Annotated in this window: 19 protein-coding genes; 7 read left to right on the forward strand and 12 right to left on the reverse strand. The window is 37.6% G+C overall.

Annotated features, from left to right (window positions below; translation table 11 throughout):
- The first annotated feature begins 3 nt into the window (after positions 1–3).
- The 6 genes from hisS to adk all read left to right on the forward strand — a co-directional run bounded on the left by hisS (position 4) and on the right by adk (position 5,660).
- Positions 4–1,311: a histidine--tRNA ligase gene (gene hisS / locus RHO12_08940; protein WVD65504.1), complete on the forward strand. Its 1,308-nt coding sequence runs from the start codon at positions 4–6 to the stop codon at positions 1,309–1,311.
- A gap of 1 nt (position 1,312) precedes the next feature.
- Positions 1,313–1,978 carry a tetratricopeptide repeat protein gene (locus tag RHO12_08945; protein WVD65505.1) on the forward strand — a complete coding sequence of 222 codons (666 nt, stop codon included), beginning with the start codon at positions 1,313–1,315 and terminating at the stop codon, positions 1,976–1,978.
- 78 nt (positions 1,979–2,056) lie between these two features.
- Complete coding sequence (bamB, locus tag RHO12_08950) at positions 2,057–3,244, forward strand: outer membrane protein assembly factor BamB (GenBank protein WVD65506.1); 1,188 nt, start codon at positions 2,057–2,059, stop codon at positions 3,242–3,244.
- A gap of 30 nt (positions 3,245–3,274) precedes the next feature.
- Positions 3,275–4,747, forward strand: coding sequence for a ribosome biogenesis GTPase Der (der, locus tag RHO12_08955; protein ID WVD65507.1), 1,473 nt, complete (start codon positions 3,275–3,277; stop codon positions 4,745–4,747).
- A gap of 23 nt (positions 4,748–4,770) precedes the next feature.
- Positions 4,771–4,998 (forward strand): zinc-ribbon domain-containing protein, encoded by a 228-nt coding sequence (locus tag RHO12_08960; GenBank protein WVD65508.1) that lies wholly within the window; start codon positions 4,771–4,773, stop codon positions 4,996–4,998.
- A 17-nt stretch (positions 4,999–5,015) separates the two neighbouring features.
- The gene (gene adk / locus RHO12_08965; GenBank protein WVD65509.1) at positions 5,016–5,660 is read left to right on the forward strand and encodes an adenylate kinase; all 645 of its coding nucleotides are present in this window, start codon (positions 5,016–5,018) and stop codon (positions 5,658–5,660) included.
- A 478-nt stretch (positions 5,661–6,138) separates the two neighbouring features.
- On the opposite strand, the gene grpE is transcribed toward adk, so the two are convergent.
- A complete protein-coding gene (gene grpE / locus RHO12_08970) occupies positions 6,139–6,741 on the reverse strand; it encodes a nucleotide exchange factor GrpE (GenBank protein ID WVD65510.1) in 603 nt (200 codons plus the stop codon).
- Between the two features lie 143 nt (positions 6,742–6,884).
- On the opposite strand from grpE, the gene nadK reads away from it, so the two are divergent.
- Entirely contained in the window at positions 6,885–7,766 is an 882-nt protein-coding gene (nadK, locus tag RHO12_08975; GenBank protein ID WVD65511.1) for an NAD(+) kinase, read from the forward strand.
- Positions 7,767–7,857: 91 nt separating this feature from the next.
- Here nadK and RHO12_08980 read toward each other — a convergent pair whose 3' ends face one another.
- The 11 genes from RHO12_08980 to metC form a co-directional block, all read right to left on the reverse strand.
- Complete coding sequence (locus RHO12_08980; protein WVD65512.1) at positions 7,858–9,210, reverse strand: uracil-xanthine permease family protein; 1,353 nt, start codon at positions 9,208–9,210, stop codon at positions 7,858–7,860.
- A gap of 193 nt (positions 9,211–9,403) precedes the next feature.
- Positions 9,404–9,826, reverse strand: coding sequence for a F0F1 ATP synthase subunit epsilon (locus tag RHO12_08985; protein WVD65513.1), 423 nt, complete (start codon positions 9,824–9,826; stop codon positions 9,404–9,406).
- A 28-nt stretch (positions 9,827–9,854) separates the two neighbouring features.
- Entirely contained in the window at positions 9,855–11,237 is a 1,383-nt protein-coding gene (gene atpD / locus RHO12_08990) for a F0F1 ATP synthase subunit beta (GenBank protein ID WVD65514.1), read from the reverse strand.
- 70 nt (positions 11,238–11,307) lie between these two features.
- Entirely contained in the window at positions 11,308–12,177 is an 870-nt protein-coding gene (gene atpG, locus RHO12_08995; protein WVD65515.1) for a F0F1 ATP synthase subunit gamma, read from the reverse strand.
- 29 nt (positions 12,178–12,206) lie between these two features.
- Entirely contained in the window at positions 12,207–13,751 is a 1,545-nt protein-coding gene (gene atpA / locus RHO12_09000; protein WVD67393.1) for a F0F1 ATP synthase subunit alpha, read from the reverse strand.
- Positions 13,752–13,759: 8 nt separating this feature from the next.
- The gene (gene atpH / locus RHO12_09005; protein WVD65516.1) at positions 13,760–14,293 is read right to left on the reverse strand and encodes a F0F1 ATP synthase subunit delta; all 534 of its coding nucleotides are present in this window, start codon (positions 14,291–14,293) and stop codon (positions 13,760–13,762) included.
- Positions 14,294–14,307: 14 nt separating this feature from the next.
- Positions 14,308–14,778 carry a F0F1 ATP synthase subunit B gene (gene atpF / locus RHO12_09010; GenBank protein ID WVD65517.1) on the reverse strand — a complete coding sequence of 157 codons (471 nt, stop codon included), beginning with the start codon at positions 14,776–14,778 and terminating at the stop codon, positions 14,308–14,310.
- A 30-nt stretch (positions 14,779–14,808) separates the two neighbouring features.
- Positions 14,809–15,027, reverse strand: a complete 219-nt coding sequence (atpE, locus tag RHO12_09015) for a F0F1 ATP synthase subunit C (GenBank protein WVD67394.1) — start codon at positions 15,025–15,027, stop codon at positions 14,809–14,811.
- A gap of 57 nt (positions 15,028–15,084) precedes the next feature.
- Positions 15,085–15,867, reverse strand: coding sequence for a F0F1 ATP synthase subunit A (atpB, locus tag RHO12_09020; protein ID WVD65518.1), 783 nt, complete (start codon positions 15,865–15,867; stop codon positions 15,085–15,087).
- A gap of 260 nt (positions 15,868–16,127) precedes the next feature.
- Positions 16,128–17,450 carry a tRNA lysidine(34) synthetase TilS gene (gene tilS, locus RHO12_09025; GenBank protein ID WVD65519.1) on the reverse strand — a complete coding sequence of 441 codons (1,323 nt, stop codon included), beginning with the start codon at positions 17,448–17,450 and terminating at the stop codon, positions 16,128–16,130.
- Between the two features lie 5 nt (positions 17,451–17,455).
- The gene (gene metC / locus RHO12_09030) at positions 17,456–18,685 is read right to left on the reverse strand and encodes a cystathionine beta-lyase (GenBank protein WVD65520.1); all 1,230 of its coding nucleotides are present in this window, start codon (positions 18,683–18,685) and stop codon (positions 17,456–17,458) included.
- Positions 18,686–18,709: the final 24 nt, after the last annotated feature.

Consider the following 18,709-nt stretch of genomic DNA (forward strand, 5'->3'; position numbering starts at 1 on the left):
AAAATGGCAGAAAAAAAAATACAAGCAATTCGAGGTATGAATGATTTACTTCCGACAGAGAGCGCGCTGTGGCAGCAAGTCGAAAAAACGATAAAAACGGTTTTAAATAGCTATGGCTATAATGAAATTCGTACCCCAATTGTTGAAGCTACCGGTCTATTTCAAAGAGCGGTCGGTGAAGTAACTGATATTGTTGAAAAAGAGATGTATACATTCAATGCCCGTAATGATAAAGATAAGGAGAGCTTAACATTACGCCCAGAATTAACCGCTGGCTGTGTTCGGGCTGGGATTGAGCATGGATTATTATATAACCAAGAACAGCGCTTATGGTATTTTGGTCCCGCATTTAGATATGAGAAACCGCAAAAAGGTCGTTACCGACAATTTCACCAATTTGGTGTAGAAGTCTTTGGTATTGAAGGCCCAGATATTGATGCTGAATTGATATTACTTACGGCTCGTTTATGGCATGCGTTAGGTATTGCTGAGCATACATCATTAGAGCTAAATAGTATCGGTTCTTTGGAAGCGAGAGCTGATTATAAGAAAGCATTAGTCGCCTATTTAGAGGCCCATAAAGAAACGCTCGATGAAGATTGTAAGCGTCGGATGTACAGTAATCCCTTACGAGTTTTAGATTCGAAAAATCCAGATATACAAGCAATATTAAATAATGCACCAAAGCTATTTGATTATTTAGATGCAGATTCGAAAGTACATTTTGCAGGATTATGCCAATTACTTGATAGTGCAAATATAAAATATACCATTAATCAACGCCTAGTTAGAGGCCTTGATTATTATAATAGAACTGTTTTTGAATGGGTAACTACCAGCTTAGGCGCACAAGGTACTGTTTGTGGTGGTGGTCGCTATGATGGCTTAGTTAATCAATTAGGCGGACAAGCAACTCCTGGTGTTGGTTTTGCTATAGGAGCAGAGCGTTTATTATTGCTTATTCAAGCCGTCAATGGTGAGCTGAAAAATGATAATAAAATTGATGTTTATATGATATCATCGGGTGAATTTGTTGATGGTCAAAATACAACAGCAATTGTACAAAAGTTAGCTGAAAAAATCCGTGATGTTATACCGAATAAACGGATTATGACCCATTATGGTAGTGGTAGTTTCAAAAAACAATTTAGCAAAGCAGACAAATATGGTGCAAAATTAGCTGTTATTGTCGGCGGCAACGAAGCATTAGAGAATACAGCTATGATTAAAGAGCTACAAACAGGTAACCAATATGCTATCGCGCAAGACTTGGTTGCCCAAAGATGTTTAGAAATACTCGAAGGAGAATAACGTGAGTCATTCTGATAGTGAAGAAAAACTACAAGAAATCCAAGAGATTCTTGGTAAAACATGGAAAATTATTGTGGCGGTTATCATAATTGGTTTGCTTGCTTTCTGGGGCTGGCGTTATTGGAAATCACATAATATTGAAAAAGCTACACTTGCATCAGAACAGTATGAGCAGTTAATTTCAAAGCTTAATAATGATGATCCAACGTCAATTGATGGATTAGTTAAATTTGCTGATCAAAACGATACGGTTTATAGTTTGTTTGCTGACTTAAAAGCGGCACAATTTTATGTTGAAAATAAAAAAGATTATCTTGGTGCTGAACAATTACTCATTTCTGCTAGTAAAAAAACTGATTCAGAGCCTCTGCTTGCTATTATTAATATCCGTATAGCAAGGCTAGAATATCAACTCGGCAAATATACTGATAGCTTAAAATCGTTAGATAAAGTAACAAATAGTAATTGGGCATCGATTGTTAATAATATTCGTGGTGATGTGCTGGTTAAAATGGAAAATTATCCGTTGGCCTGTAATGCCTACGAGGTTGCATTAGCATCTCAACCAACACCAGAGCTAGAAAAAGATATTAAAATTAAATTAAATCAAGCTCAATATTTAGCAGCAAAACAGTTACAGGCACAACGAATACTCGTTAATGATTAAGCAAAATAACGAGTATTATAAAAAACCAAGTAACATAATATATTAAAGGCTTAATTGAGCTATTTGTAGGAAAAGAATATGAATTTGTGTAAATATTTTTTAGCAAGCGCACTAATGATGTCATTGGTATCTATGACAACAGGTTGTTCTATTTTTGGAGGAGAAAAAGATACGATAGAAATCTCGCCATCTCCTGTGACGCAGAGCGCATTTCCGTTGAGTCAATTGTGGAGCAATAGTTTATCAGGAAATACAAAAATATACTCTCAGCTATCTCCGGCAGTAAATAATAATGTCGTTTATGCGGCAGGTAGAAAAGGGCAAGTTAAAGCGATAGATCTTTTCACAGGTAAAACCTTATGGAACATTGATTTATCCACCAGCTCTTTTTTCCGTAGCCAATCAGCATTACTTTCAGGAGGAGTAAGTGTTGATGATAAGCATGTCTATTTAGGGAGTGAAAGTGCGAATCTTTATACACTAGATAAAAATAATGGTAGTGTCATTTGGCAAGAAATGGCTAAAGGTGAAATTTTAGCCAAACCACTTGCATCTGAGAATAAGGTTATTATTCGCACAACTAATGGTTACTTACAAGCATTTGAGCAAGATAGTGGTAACTTGGTATGGGAGCTGCAGATGGATGATGAGCCAACTTTATCATTAAGAGGGCAGTCAACACCTGCTGCGGCTTATGGCGCAATTATTCTAGGTGATGATAGTGGCCACGTAAACGCCTATTTCATCAAAGATGGGCAATTAATCTGGCAGCAGCGAATATCTCAGCCAAGCGGTTCGACTGAAATTGCAAAACTTAATGATGTAGATAGTACACCCGTGATTGAGAAAGGTTTAGTTTACGCAATTGGTTACAATGGTAATATCGCTGCTTTAGATTTAAGTAATGGTCAAGTTGTGTGGAAAAAAGCGCTAAGTTCAACGCACAGTTTTGTACTAGATAAAGATCATATTTTTGCTGTTGATCAAGATGATAACCTTTATGCTTTATCTAAAAATGGCGGTTCAATACTTTGGAAACAATCTGATTTATTACATAGGCAATTAACTAACCCTATTATTTATCAAGATTATGTTGTTGTGGGCGACTTTGAAGGCTATCTATACCTAGTTGATATTAATTCAGGGGATATTATCTCAAAAACGCAAGTAAGTAGTAGTGGTTTAGCAAGTGATCCCGTAGTTGCTGATAATAAAATCATTATTCAAGCTAAAAATGGTAATGTTTATACATTTGGCCAAAAGTAATTTTTAACTTGTTTTAAAAAAGAGAGCTACATGATACCAGTCATTGCACTAGTTGGTCGTCCCAATGTGGGAAAATCGACATTATTTAACCGGTTAACCAAAACTCGTGATGCATTAGTTGCAGATTTTCCAGGATTGACGCGCGATCGCAAGTATGGTCGCGCCGAAATAAAAGGCCATGAATATATAGTTATCGATACTGGTGGTATCGACGGAAGTGAAGAAGGTATTGAAAGCTTTATGGCTGAGCAGTCTTTGCTCGCAATAGAAGAAGCTGATATTGTTTTATTTATGGTAGATGCAAGAGCAGGCGTTATGCCGGCAGACCATGCTATTGCAAAGCACCTTCGTAGCAGAGAGAAACCTACATTTCTCGTCGTTAATAAAACGGATGGACTTGACGCCGATGTTGTAATGAATGAGTTTTATGAGCTTGGACTTGGTGGTGTTCATCCCATCGCAGCAAGCCATGGTCGCGGAGTTAGTTCGTTAATTGAAAAGGTACTCGAACCCATTTTTAATTTTGAAGATCCTGCGACTTTTAATGATGAAGACGATGAGCGGCATGATTTGCCTGAGTCGTATGATGACTCAGTCTTAGATGATTTTGATGTTGACAGCTTAATTAATTTACCAATTAAAGTTGCCATAGTCGGACGACCAAATGTTGGTAAGTCAACACTAACTAACCGTATTCTAGGTGAAGACCGTGTTGTCGTATATGATATGCCTGGCACTACCCGAGACAGTATCTACATTCCTATGACTCGCGATGAGCGCGAATATATTTTAATCGATACCGCAGGGGTAAGGAAACGCGGCAAAATTACGGAAACGGTTGAAAAATTTTCAGTAATAAAAACCTTACAAGCGATTGAAGATGCCAATGTTGTTATTCTTGTGATTGATGCGAGGGAGGGGGTATCAGATCAAGACCTTTCTCTGCTCGGTTTTATTATCAATAGTGGTCGCTCACTAGTGATAGCTGTTAACAAATGGGATGGCTTATCGCAAGAGGTTAAAGAGCAAATAAAATCGACTCTCGATGAACGACTCGATTTTATTGATTTTGCACGTTTGCATTTTATCTCGGCATTACATGGTAGTGGTGTTGGGAATTTATTTGATTCCATTCAAGAAGCTTATGATTGTGCTACCCGCCGAGTAAGTACCGCTTTATTGACGAAGATTATGCAAATGGCACAAGATGACCATCAACCACCATTGGTTCAAGGCCGCCGCGTAAAATTGAAATATGCTCATGCTGGTGGTTATAACCCACCAATCGTCGTCATACATGGCAATCAAGTGACGGATTTACCTGACTCTTATAAGCGTTATTTGATGAATTACTTTAGACGCTCACTAAAAATTATGGGATCGCCAATTCGTATTCAATTTAAAGAGGGGAACAACCCTTTTGAAGGTAAAAAAAATAGCTTAACCGCATCGCAGCAACGTAAACGACGCCGTTTATTAAAACATGTCAGAGGCCGACGTTAAAAATGGCTAAAAAAGAGCATAATATGAGTACAGAAGGCCAGTGTCCAACATGCCACCGTATTATGAACTTAAAAAGTCCAAGACATTATTGTTGTCAACATTGCCAACAAAATTATTATGAAAACTATCTTTGCCCTATTTGTGGACATGAACTTTCTCAAATTAAAGGATGTGGGGCAATCAATTATTTATGTAAAACTGACGGCTTAATATCGAGTAGTAAAATACTATTTCAGTATTTAGCACAGTAAAAAAGAGGTTATCTTTAATGAGAATTATTCTATTAGGTGCTCCTGGAGCTGGGAAAGGTACGCAAGCTCAATTTATTATGCAGCAATATGGCATTCCACAAATATCAACTGGAGATATGTTACGTGCCGCAGTTAAAGCGAGCACGCCACTTGGATTGCAAGCCAAAGAATTAATGGACGCAGGCAAATTAGTAACTGACGAATTAGTAATTGCATTAGTAAAAGAGCGCATCACTCAAGAAGATTGTAAAAATGGCTTTTTATTAGATGGCTTTCCTCGTACCGTACCACAAGCTGATGCGATGAAAGCGGCAGGTATTAATGTTGATTATGTGCTTGAGTTTGATGTTCCTGATGAAGTGATTATTGATCGTATGAGCGGTAGGCGAGTTCATACCGGTTCGGGGCGAGTTTATCATATAAAATATAATCCACCTAAAGTAGAAAATATTGATGATATCACGGGTGAAGCATTGACTATTCGTAAAGATGATGCACAAGAAATTGTTAGCAAGCGGTTAGTTGAGTATCATCAATTAACAAAACCATTAATTAGCTACTATCAAAATGAAGCCAAATTAGGTAATACTAAGTACTTTAGAATTGAAGGTACAAAACCTGTTGCGGTAGTAACTAAAGAGCTATTAGCTATTTTAGGCTAATTTATACTAGCTCAAACTTAATCTGACAGCCACTCGTTTCTCATAAGGTCTCTGTCAGATTAAATCTGGTTAAAATTTTTCTTTTCCTAGTTCTGTTTTCTATCAAGTAACGTTTCTATCGTTGTTTCGACTGTAGTAATCTTGCATTCACTGTTCTCTTTTTATGGTACTAAAATAGTAATCAATATTCATTAATATGATGATGAGAAAATTATGCTTGAAGTATAAGATCAAGGTTTAGCAATAGATGAAAATAAAATAGTGCAGCTAACTCAAGCTTTTTTTCGAATGGACAGCCGGCATAGCGGGATTGGTTTAGGGCTAAGTATCGTACAGCGAATTGTTAAATTACACCAAGGGCAACTAGTTATAAAAAACCGTAACGATGGGCAGCAAGGAACTACCATTCAGTGTACTTTTAACTGCAAAAATATAATCCCACACAAAAATATGTGAGATTATAAATTAATTGAGCTGGCTACTTAGCAACAATAACCATGGCCGGTCGCATCAAACGGCCATTTAAAGTATAACCTTTTTGTATAGTATTAACGATTTGACCAGCAGTATGCTCTGGGGATTCAATCATAGTAATCGCTTGATGAACTTCAGGATTTAACTGACCTCCTTCAGTGGCAACAACCTCGATACCAAATTTTTTTACCGTATCTAAAAATGATTTTAGTGTAAGCTCAAGTCCTTCAACCATTGCTTTATACTCTAAATTATCTTTATCAATTGCTTCTAGCGCTCTCTCTAAATTATCAATAACAGGTAGAAGTTCGTTCGAAAATTTTTCTAAAGCAAATTTATGTGCTTTCTCTACATCTTGCTCAACACGTTTACGCACATTATCGATTTCGGCGCGAGCTCGAATCATTGCTTCACTTTCATTTTTCTTTGCTATCTGTAATTCTTTTTCTAGGTCAGAAATGCGTTGTTCTTGCTGTTTGATAGTGGCTTCTAACGCAGTCTTTCCTGTACTCTCTTGCTCGTTAGTATCGGCAAGATTATCTTCTGATGCACATTGTGTGTTAATATCGTCGTTTTGTTCTGACATATTATTTGTTTGTTCTGCCATAAGGTACTCCAAATTATTATCAAAAATACTTTTTATTTAAGGTATTATGGGGATAAAATTTCAGATTACAAGACTATACCAACAGACGAAAGTAATTAATCGATTTTATTATTTAAAATCAAAAAATTAATAAGGATCATTTTATGAACACACTATTTAATTGTATCGGATTAATTGGTGTACCAAGGCAACCAGAAGCTTTCGCAACTCATGAGTTACTTTATAATTGGCTAATAAAAAATAACTACCATATTTTAGTCGAAGATAACTTGAAATCATTACTGCCCTTTGATGTTGAGCATTATGCTTCTTTGGATGAGATTGGGCAACAAGCTCAGTTAGCTATTGTTGTTGGTGGCGATGGTAATATGCTGAGAGCGGCTCGCTACTTATCCCACTATAATATAAAAATTATAGGTATCAACCGAGGGAATCTTGGCTTTTTAACTGACATTTCACCTGATAACGCGATATCAAGTCTATCTGATGTGCTTGCAGGAGAGTACATTGATGATACCCGTTTTTTACTTGAGGTAACGCTATATAATAGAGAAGGTGAAAGCATCGTTTCGAGCTTTGCTGTTAACGAGATAGTTGTTCACCCGAGTCAAGTTGCCCACATGATTGAGTATGAAGCCTATATTAATAATAAAAAAGCATTCTCGCAGCGTGCAGACGGCGTAATTATATCAACGCCTACTGGATCTACTGCTTATTCATTATCGGCAGGTGGACCAATTATTACACCAGATTTAGATGGCTTTATTATTACGCCGATGTTTCCTCATTCATTGTCAGCTAGACCGCTAGTCATAAAAAGCGATAGTATTATAAAAATAAAGTTTCCTAATGCCGTTGAAAGCTTAAAGATTGCGTGTGATAGTCAGATTATATTAACGGCCGGGCCTACTGATGAAATATTGATTAAACGGGCACCTTATGAGTTTAATTTGATCCACGCGGCTAATTATGATTATTTTAGATCATTATCAACTAAGCTTGGCTGGTCAAAAAAACTTTACTAGAAGATGTGGTAACTATATCTCGGCTAGATATTAAACTTTACTATTTACTTAAAGTTTAATATCCGACATAAAGCTTACTTAATTATAAAAATTAGTCTTTCTGCTCTTCTGGAAAAAGAAAATTAAGCACAATAGCCGTAAGCCCGCCAGCAGCGATTCCTGAAGAAAATAATGATTTTACCCAATCAGGCATAAAGAAGAAAATCTGAGGTTGTTGAGAGACGCCAAGACCAATGCCGAGGGATAATGCAATAATCATCATTGCTCGGCGATTTAAAGCGACTCTGGACACGATTCTTACTCCTGATGCCGCGATAGTTCCAAACATTACAAGTGTTGCGCCCCCTAAAACAGGTTCAGGAATATGTTGGACAAATCCACTCACAATAGGAAATAATCCGAGTAAAATCAACATCGCAGCAACAAAGTAGCCAACATAGCGACTAGCAACTCCTGTTAATTGAATCACGCCATTATTTTGGCCAAAGCATGAATTTGGAAAAGTATTAAATACAGCAGAGACAAAAGAGTTAAGTCCATTTGCTAGTACCCCACCTTTTAATCGCCTCATATAAAGTGGTCCTGATACCGGTTGCTCTGAAACATCTGATGTTGCCGTAATATCACCAATTGTTTCAAGCGAAGTAATTAAAAATACTAATACAAAAGGTAATAATAATCCCCAATCAATATTTAAACCATAATACAGCGGAGTTGGGATCATAATTGCATTAGATGCTGGCTCGGTTATGATTGGTAGTAAGTTAAGCCACCAAGCTAACCCATAGCCGATTGCCATTGCTATAACTAAAGAAGAAAGACGCAAGTAAGGATTTTTTTGAATATTGAGTATGATAATAACAAATAAGACCATAGCTGCTAAGAATAAATTAATGGGCGCACCAAAAGTATTACTCTCCATCGCGGCAAAACCACCGCCAACTGAAATTAAACCAACTTGAATAAGCGATAACCCAATAATCATCACGACAATGCCAGATACTAGCGGCGTAATAATTCGCTGTGCTAAGTGTAAAATACGCGATAAAATCATTTCAGTAACCGATCCTAACATTAGCGTACCAAACAGTGTCGCCATCATAACGTCAATACTCGCGCCACCATTTTTAAGTGTTAATCCACCAGCAATTACTGGAGCAACAAAATTAAAACTGGTGCCTTGAATCGATAGCAGTCCCGAACCAATTGGACCCCAAGCTCGAATTTGTATTAGTGAGGCAACTCCTGAGGCAAATAATGACATACTAATTATATGTTGAGTATCTTCTGCTGGCAGTTTTAAACTTTGGCAAATGATTAATGCTGGTGTGATGACTGCAACAAACATTGCTAATAAATGTTGAAAGGCGGCAAAAAGGGTCTGCAATAAAGGGGGTCTATCATCTAAACGATAGATTAATTCAGTTTTAGTCGGTGTTGGCATAAAGTAAAAAGAACACTAATTTGACAGGCAATGGATTATAATTATTTTCTTATTGATTGGCTACTTTTTTATCAATTTAGTTAACCTAATTAATAAATAAAGAACATTCTGGTAAAAATATTGCGCTAATGAATAATAAAGACTTATCTATACATAAAACGAGTTATGTATAGATAAGTGGTGTGGATAAGTTTTAACGTCCCCCACGAGTTAAATTAATAACACGTAGTTTCGCTAATGCTTTAGACAGTTCAGCTGATGCCTGTGCATAAGTCATGTCACCACTTGGGTGGCTAATGTTTTCTTGCGCTTGTCTTACTGCTTCTTGTGCTTTCGCTTCATCGAGATCTTCACCCCTAATCGCAGTATCAGCTAAAATAGTTACCATTGTCGGTTGGACTTCTAAAATGCCACCCGATAGATAGATAAACTCTTCTTCGCCATCCGCTTTAACAATGCCAACCATTCCGGGTTTTATCGTTGTTAGCAGAGGAGCATGTCCTGGATAGATACCCAGTTCTCCTTCACTACCCGTTACCCTGATTCGCTGAACATCACCTGAAAAAAGATGAGATTCAGCACTAACAACTTCTAATTGATAGGACGTTAGTGTCATAATATGCTATCTCCGCTTAATTCATCTATTATAGAGATTTTGCTTTCTCAATGACTTCATCAATTGAACCTACCATATAAAACGCTTGTTCTGGTAAATGGTCATAGTCACCATTCATGATCCCCGTAAACGCACTAATGGTATCTTTCAATGAAACATACTTACCTGGTGAACCAGTGAAGACTTCAGCAACGAAGAAAGGTTGTGATAAGAAGCGCTGGATTTTACGAGCACGAGCAACGATTAGTTTATCATCCTCAGATAATTCATCCATACCTAGAATCGCAATAATGTCTTTCAGTTCTTGATAACGTTGCAAAATAGACTGAACGCCACGAGCACAGTCATAATGCTCTTGTCCCACAACTAATGGATCTAATTGGCGACTCGTTGAGTCTAATGGATCAACCGCAGGATAAATACCTAGTGACGCAATTTGACGGCTTAATACAATAGTTGCATCCAAATGGGCAAATGTTGTTGCTGGTGATGGATCTGTTAAATCATCGGCAGGAACATATACTGCTTGGATAGAGGTAATTGAACCGGCTTGGGTTGATGTAATACGTTCTTGTAGTTGCCCCATTTCTTCAGCAAGTGTCGGTTGATAACCTACCGCAGATGGCATACGACCTAATAGTGCAGAAACCTCTGTACCCGCTAAGGTATAGCGATAGATATTATCAATAAATAATAAGACGTCTTTTCCTTCATCTCGGAATTTTTCTGCAATGGTTAAACCCGTTAAAGCAACACGTAAGCGATTTCCTGGGGGTTCATTCATTTGGCCATAAACAAGTGACACTTTATCAAGAACGTTTGATTCGCGCATTTCATGATAAAAGTCATTACCTTCTCGAGTTCGTTCGCCCACACCAGTAAACACGGAGTAGCCTGAGTGTTCAATTGCGATATTGCGAATTAGCTCCATCATGTTAACAGTTTTACCAACACCAGCTCCACCAAATAAACCAACTTTACCGCCTTTAGCAAAAGGGCAGATCAAGTCAATAACTTTAATCCCTGTCTCTAAAAGTTCAGTTGAGTTAGCAAGTTCATCATAACTTGGTGCGCTACGGTGAATCGCCCAACGTTCTTTTTCATTGATTGGACCTTCTTTATCAATAGGATCACCAAGCACATTCATTATACGGCCTAATGTTTCCGTACCAACGGGTACTTCAATACCATGCTTTGTATTTGTAACATTTAATCCGCGTTTTAATCCGTCAGTAGATCCCATTGCTATACAGCAAACGACACCGCCACCTAGTTGCTGTTGAACTTCCAGAACCAGCTTATCAGTGCCAGTTTCTACATTTAGTGCATCATAAATATTTGGTACCGCATCTTCTGGGAATTCGACATCAACAACTGCACCGATAATCTGGACAATCTTTCCAGTAGCCATTTTTAATCCTCTATGTCTTTATCTCTATATAATCAGTTAAGTATTGTATAATCCTTAACATGACTGAATGTTAACCTGAAACAGCTGCCGCACCGGAGACAATATCAATCAACTCATTGGTTATTGCACCTTGTCGTGCTTTATTATAAACAATTTGCAAATCTTTAATTAAATCTGCCCCATTATCGGTTGCTGCTTTCATCGCGACCATTCTTGCTGCTTGCTCACTTGCTAAATTTTCAACAACAGCTTGATAAACTTGGGACTCAATATAACGGCGCAACATTACATTTAGTAATGATTTTGCATCGGGCTCATAAAGATAGTCCCACGTTTTCATCTTCAGCTCAGCATCATCTGCTGGCGGTAATGGTAGCAATTGCTCAATGGTCGGCTTTTGTGACATGGTATTAATAAATTTATTAGTCACAATATATAGACGGTCAATTTGACCTTTATCATAAGCTTTTAACATCGTTTTTACTGGACCGATCAGATTTGATACAGTCGGCTCATCACCCATCCCTGTTACTTGAGTTAAAATATTTGCTTTAATTGAGGTAAAAAATGAGACGCCTCGAGAACCAATCAATCCCACATCAGATTCTACACCTTTAGCCTGCCAACTACTCATATCAGCAAGAACTGATTTAAATAGATTAATATTCAAACCACCGCATAAGCCACGATCGGTTGAAATGATCAAATAGCCAACATGTTTTACATCCCTATTTTCTAAATAGGGATGCTTTATTCCAGTATTAGCTAACGCTAAGTGCCCAATTACGTTACGAATCAACTCAGCATAAGGGCGACTTGCTGCCATTCTATCTTGCGTTTTACGCATTTTAGAGTTAGCAACCATCTCCATCGCTTTCGTAATCTTTTGCGTACTTTGGATACTGGCGATTTTCGTTCTTATCTCTTTTGCATTAGCCATTTATTTATACCCTCATAACTTACTGGTAGCTACCAAGTCTGTGTTGATTTAAAGCTTTCAAGTATCTCTTTTAGCTTATTTTCAACACTGTCACTGTAATCACCTATTTTCGCAAGCTCTGCCATAAACTCGTTGTATTGGCTATGTGCATAAGAAAGTAGTGCTGCCTCAAAGGGTAATATTTTTGCAAGCTCAATATCTTCTAAATAGCCCCGTTCAGCAGCAAATAAAACCACGGCTTGTTCTGAGACCGTCATTGGGGCATACTGTTTCTGTTTTAGAAGTTCCGTTACTTTTTCACCATGACTCAGTTGGTTTCTTGTCGCTTCATCAAGATCTGATGCGAATTGCGAGAAAGCGGCTAGCTCACGATATTGTGCAAGCGCAGTACGAATACCTCCAGATAATTTCTTCATTACTTTAGTTTGCGCAGCACCACCAACACGAGATACCGAAATACCTGGGTTAACAGCAGGTCTAATACCTGAGTTAAATAAGTTAGTTTCTAAGAAAATTTGTCCATCAGTAATTGAAATTACGTTGGTTGGTACAAACGCTGACACGTCACCCGCTTGAGTTTCGATAATCGGCAGTGCGGTTAACGATCCCGTCTTACCTTTTACTTCACCTTTAGTAAATTCTTCAACATACGCCGCATTGACTCGGGCAGCCCGTTCAAGTAAACGCGAATGTAAATAAAATACATCACCGGGATAGGCTTCACGTCCAGGTGGACGACGTAATAATAATGATATTTGACGATAAGCAACCGCTTGTTTTGAAAGATCATCATAAACAACCAATGCATCTTGCCCACGATCACGGAAATACTCACCCATTGCGCAGCCCGCATATGGAGCTAAATACTGTAATGCTGCAGACTCAGAAGCTGATGCCACCACAACAATCGTATTCTTCAATGCGCCGTGTTCTTCGAGTTTACGTACTACGTTTGCAATAGTTGATTGTTTTTGACCAATGGCGACATAGATACATTTAACACCTGAATCGCGTTGATTAATGATAGCGTCAATGGCAAGCGCTGTTTTACCCGTTTGACGGTCGCCGATAATTAATTCACGCTGACCACGGCCAATTGGAATCATTGAATCGACGGCTTTATAGCCGGTTTGTAAAGCTTGATCAACTGATTGACGTTCAATAACACCTGGTGCAACCATTTCAACTGGTGAGAAACCATCGTTTTGAATGGTGCCTTTACCATCAATTGGTGCGCCTAACGTATTAATTACACGGCCGAGTAAGCCATCACCGACTGGAACCTGTAAAATGCGGCCAGTACATTGGACTTTCATGCCTTCTGCAAGATCTTCATATGGCCCCATAACAACAGCACCCACAGAGTCACGCTCTAAGTTAAGTGCCATTGCAAATCGGTTACCAGGCAGAGCTATCATCTCACCTTGCATAACATCAGTTAACCCATGAATACGAAGAATACCATCACTAACTGAGATAATGGTTCCCTCATTGTGAGCTTCGCTCACTACGTTGAACTGAGCAATTCGCTCTTTAATTAGTTCACTTATTTCCGTTGAATTTAGATGCATTATCAGTCCCCTTAAGACTGTAGCGCGTCACTTAAACGATTAAGGCGCCCTCTAATACTACTATCAATAACCATGTCACCCGTACGAATAATAAAACCAGAAATTATCGACTCATTAATATGACATTCTAATTTTACTTTTCGAGATAAACGTTGTTCGATTGCTACTTTAATTTTATTAAGTTGTACCTCTGTTAACGGTGTTGCTGAAATAACATCAACATCTGCAACAGACTCTCTTTCTAAAGTGTATTTAATAAAGAGATTTAGAACTTCTGGGAGTAAGGCTAATCGCTTATTTTCGGCCATTAATCTAATAAAATTAGTACGGTATTCATCAAGTTCATCTTTGCAGATATTGATAAATACATTTGCAATTGAATCTGGCTTCATATCAGAAGTCAGAACACTTTTGATTTGTTCCGCTTGACTGACATGTGATGCTAACACCAACATATTCTGCCATTTTTCAATGCAATTACGTTCTATAGCGAAATCGAAAGCTGCTTTAGCATAAGGGCGAGCAATTGTAACTAAGTCTGCCATTGCTCAATCTCCTCTCATAATTCAGCTACGAGTCTGTCAATAATGTCGCTATTTGCGGCCTCATCAACAGAACGTTCAATAATTTTTTCAGCACCCGCAATTGCAAGCGTCGCAACTTGTTTTTTCAATTCTGTTTGAGCGCGCTTACGTTCGGCTTCTACTTCAGCAAGGCCTTGCGCAACAATACGATCTTTTTCCTTAATCGCATCTTGTTTTGCTTCTTCTAAAATAGTTGCTTTACGTTTATTTGCCTGCTCGATAATTGCATTTGCTTCGACCTTAGCCTGTTGCATAATTTCAGATGTATTTGCTTTGGCTAATTCCAAATCTTTTTTTGCTGCTTCTGCTGAGTTTAAACCATCGGCGATATTTTTTTGGCGTTTTTCGATCGCACTAATTACCGGAGGCCATACAAACTTCATACAGAACCAAACAAACAATACAAATGTAATTGCTTGGCCGAGGAGTGTTGCATTCATATCCATGAGACAATTCCTCTTTAATTTCTTATAAAACTAGCCTGCAAATGCTGCAGCGCCAGGAGTAACAGCAAAAATGATATATAAAGCAATACCGACACAGATCATCGGGATCGCATCAACCAGTCCCATTACGATAAAAAACTGGGTACGAAGCATTGGCATAAGTTCAGGTTGACGCGCCGCGCCTTCTAAAAACTTACCGCCTAAAATAGCAATACCCAAAGCTGCGCTAAGTGCGGCTAGCCCCATCATTAAACTTGCAGCAATAAATAAAATTTCCACTAAATAGCTCCTTAAATTAAAATATAACTAATGATCGTTTGTTGCTGATGCCATAGATAAATAAACAACCGTCAACACCATAAAAATAAAAGCTTGTAACACAATAATTAAGATATGGAAAATAGCCCAAGGCAGGGATAATAACCATTGCGACCACCATGGTAATAATGCCGCGATTAAAATGAATATTAATTCACCTGCATACATATTTCCAAAAAGCCGTAGGCCTAAGGAGATTGGCTTTGCTAATAAGCTAACCATTTCAAGCACAAAATTAATTGGAGAAAATGCCCAGTGATTAAAAGGATGTAAAGTATAGTCTTTAATAAAACCTTTAATACCTTTATATTTAAGGGTATAAATTATAATAAGTAAAAATATGCCCAGAGACATCGACATGGTAATATTTACATCAGCCGTAGGTACAACTCGTAAATAAGGAATACCCATTTCCTGAGCAACATAAGGTAAAAAATCAACAGGGATTAGATCCATGGCGTTCATTAATAGAATCCAAACGAATACTGTTAATGCTAACGGTCCGATTAATTTATTTTGCCCGCTAAACATATCTTTGACAGTTTTATCAATAAATTCGAATACTATTTCGACTGCACATTGTAATTTACTAGGAACCCCACTTGTTGCTTTGCGAGCGACACAATAAAAAATGAGTAGAAATACTGCCCCTAGTACGATCGAGAAAAATAATGAATCAATATTAAATGTCCAAAATCCTTCACCTGCTTGTAAGCTATGGAGGTGATGCTCAATGTACTGTTGTGGCGTTTTTGGGGATGAAATTGCCATATTACCACTTATCCTTACTTAAAATAAAAAATCATTTATACCTCTAATTATTTAATAAATAATGAAAGGTATAAACAATCGTTACAATAATTAGTATCTGCTATTTTAAACCTATTTACCTATGTTAAGTCAACAACAGCTTTACACGATAGCTAGATTAGCACACATTTTATCAAATTGCAGGGAGCTTTGTTTAAATATTGTTCACACTCTACGTTAAAAAATAAATTCTAATATTAAGCAATCGTTGATTCACAAAACTAATAAGCTTGATGTTGATAACAAACATCATCACCTTGTCCTTGTTTGGTAACAAAAATACTTACCGCGGTAATTAATGTCTCATCATAAAAAACGAGTGGAATTCGATTTCGCATCCAAGGTGGGATCCCAAATTCTTGCCATAATTTTTTTATCTGCCGTGAGCCATTTCTGCCAACAACGTGATGCATTCCGCTAACATAAAATCCGATCCAAATATTTTCGCCTTGATTTGGTAAACGGCAACAATTAGGTAAAGTGTTGGTAATAGACAATTTACCGAGGTTATCGGGTAATATAAGTGGGGTATCTAGATTTTGCCAATTGAGTCTAACTGATTGTAAATTTTGATAGTTTGGTAATAAATAAAGCTTTCCTTGATATCGACGGATTTGTTTATCATGCAAAATAAATTGAGGATTACTATCTTCTTTTGCCAGTGCGACATTTTGCCAAATCATAGTTAATTGCTTACGCGAAGGCATTGCCACCTTATTCTGTTTAAACCACATGCGTAATAGCGTATTACGTTTGGCGGAGGAAAAAGAAAGTAATGGTGTAATAGATAAATTTAATTGTTTATCTATAAGCTGCTCAAAAGTAACTGATAATAATTCATCCAATAATTGTTGTTGTTCATGGCACAGCTCAGCACTTCTCGCAACCATTTGATTAAAATGAGGCCAACGCTGGTTTAGCATCGGCAATACGTTTAGACGCAAAAAATTACGGTCGTAATAAGGATCTTGATTACTTTCATCTTCAACCCAAGCAAGATTATACTCTTTAGCATATTGTTCAATTTGTTGGCGGCTTATTGTTAATAAGGGTCGAAGCAATAAATTTTCAGCTATTTTTGAGGATTCAGGCATAGCAGATAAGCCTGTTGGCCCGCTTCCCCGTTTTAATGCTAATAAGAAGGTTTCCGATTGATCATCAAGGTGCTGTGCGGTGCATAATGCTACATTTTGTGTTAGGTACTTTTGGATTACTTTATAACGAGCATCTCTAGCTTGCTCTTCTATATTTCCGTCATCTACCGCTAGAGAAACTTTCTCAATAATAAGGGGAATTTGCCAAACATTACATTGCGTACGGCAATGGTCAGCCCAAATATCCGCATTATCACTAATCCCATGGTGAATATAAATTGCTTTTATATCTAAATTAGGCAAATGATGATGTTTTAACATAACAAGTGAATGAAGTAATACTGAAGAATCGACACCGCCGCTATAAGCAACAAGCAAATGATGATGCCCAATAATTTTTTCTTGTACCGTCTTTTGAATAACTAGTGTTGATTTTAAAAAATTATTCATTATGCCTAGACCAAGGATTGTAATATTTCAGGTGCATTTTTATTTAGTCCAATACGATCGAGTCCTGCAGCTAAATCAGCAATTAAATCATCGACATCTTCAAGACCAATATGTACTCGAATCAATGTACCGGTAAAATTAACGCCACTTATTGGTCTAATCTGAGCAATCTCTTCGGGTTGATGCGCTAAAATTAATGATTCGAATCCTCCCCAAGAATAGGCCATGGAGAATAATTTAAATTGATCTAAAAAATTAGCCAGCTCAGAATTAGAAAGGCGTACAGTTAAGATAAATGAAAACAAACCACTATGGCCTAGAAAATCTCGTCTAAAAAACTGATAGCCTTTGCAGCTTGATAATGCAGGATGATTGACGGTGTCAATCTTAGGGTGTTTCGCTAACCATTTGGCAATTTTTAAGCTGCTTTTTTGATGTTGCATTAAGCGAACTGCGAGAGTGCGAAGTCCTCGAGCTGTAATATATGCAGTATCCGCATCACACATTTGTCCCATAAGATAAGAACGTTCTCGAAGCTGCTCCCAACAGCGTTGATTAGCAACTGCAGTTCCAATCATCGCATCAGAGTGACCTACTAGGTATTTGGTTCCAGCTTGAATAGATATGTCAATATCGTATTCAAGTGCTTTAAATAAAACGCCAGCGCTCCAAGTATTATCAATCATAATTACAATTTGTGGATTAATTTTACGTGCAGCCTTAACTATAGAAGGAATGTCGTGAACCTCCATTGTGATAGAACTGGGCGCTTCTAAAAAGAGTACCTTTGTATTAGGTTTAATATATTTAGTAATATTACGACCGATTAAAACTGGGAAATAGCTAGTTTTGATATCTAAATCTTTAAGCATGCAATCACAAAAAGCATGCGTTGGTTCGTATGCTCCTTCAGATAACAAAACATGATCGCCCGATTTAACAAAGGCTAAAATAGCATTGGTTACTGCCGCAGCACCACAAGGATAAAGATAGCAACCAACACCACCTTCAAGCTCGCACATTGCATCTTGTAGTGAAAAATGAGTTAAAGTTCCTCTGCGTCCGTAATACAGCGCACCTTCAGTTCGATTTTTAGCTGCTTCTTTTTTAGCTTTAACAGAATCAAAAACAAGAGATGATGCTCGTTGAATAACGCTATTGACGGAACCTTGCGTATAACGTTTTTTACGACCGGCACTAATTAATTTCGTTTGTACTATTTTAGGAAATGTCATATTGGCTTCTCGAAAAAAATTGAT

The organism is Orbaceae bacterium lpD02, assembly GCA_036251875.1.
GTDB lineage: Bacteria > Pseudomonadota > Gammaproteobacteria > Enterobacterales > Orbaceae > Orbus > Orbus sturtevantii.

Bases quoted from the DNA above. Each gene is read 5' to 3' on its own strand.
- hisS (WVD65504.1), top strand. From the start codon at position 4: ATGGCAGAAAAAAAAATACAAGCAATTCGAGGTATGAATGATTTACTT.
- bamB (WVD65506.1), top strand. From the start codon at position 2,057: ATGAATTTGTGTAAATATTTTTTAGCAAGCGCACTAATGATGTCATTG.
- der (WVD65507.1), top strand. From the start codon at position 3,275: ATGATACCAGTCATTGCACTAGTTGGTCGTCCCAATGTGGGAAAATCG.
- RHO12_08960 (WVD65508.1), top strand. From the start codon at position 4,771: ATGAGTACAGAAGGCCAGTGTCCAACATGCCACCGTATTATGAACTTA.
- adk (WVD65509.1), top strand. From the start codon at position 5,016: ATGAGAATTATTCTATTAGGTGCTCCTGGAGCTGGGAAAGGTACGCAA.
- grpE (WVD65510.1), bottom strand. From the start codon at position 6,741: ATGGCAGAACAAACAAATAATATGTCAGAACAAAACGACGATATTAAC.
- nadK (WVD65511.1), top strand. From the start codon at position 6,885: ATGAACACACTATTTAATTGTATCGGATTAATTGGTGTACCAAGGCAA.
- RHO12_08980 (WVD65512.1), bottom strand. From the start codon at position 9,210: ATGCCAACACCGACTAAAACTGAATTAATCTATCGTTTAGATGATAGA.
- RHO12_08985 (WVD65513.1), bottom strand. From the start codon at position 9,826: ATGACACTAACGTCCTATCAATTAGAAGTTGTTAGTGCTGAATCTCAT.
- atpD (WVD65514.1), bottom strand. From the start codon at position 11,237: ATGGCTACTGGAAAGATTGTCCAGATTATCGGTGCAGTTGTTGATGTC.
- atpG (WVD65515.1), bottom strand. From the start codon at position 12,177: ATGGCTAATGCAAAAGAGATAAGAACGAAAATCGCCAGTATCCAAAGT.
- atpH (WVD65516.1), bottom strand. From the start codon at position 14,293: ATGGCAGACTTAGTTACAATTGCTCGCCCTTATGCTAAAGCAGCTTTC.
- atpF (WVD65517.1), bottom strand. From the start codon at position 14,778: ATGGATATGAATGCAACACTCCTCGGCCAAGCAATTACATTTGTATTG.
- atpE (WVD67394.1), bottom strand. From the start codon at position 15,027: ATGATGGGGCTAGCCGCACTTAGCGCAGCTTTGGGTATTGCTATTTTA.
- atpB (WVD65518.1), bottom strand. From the start codon at position 15,867: ATGGCAATTTCATCCCCAAAAACGCCACAACAGTACATTGAGCATCAC.
- tilS (WVD65519.1), bottom strand. From the start codon at position 17,450: ATGAATAATTTTTTAAAATCAACACTAGTTATTCAAAAGACGGTACAA.
- metC (WVD65520.1), bottom strand. From the start codon at position 18,685: ATGACATTTCCTAAAATAGTACAAACGAAATTAATTAGTGCCGGTCGT.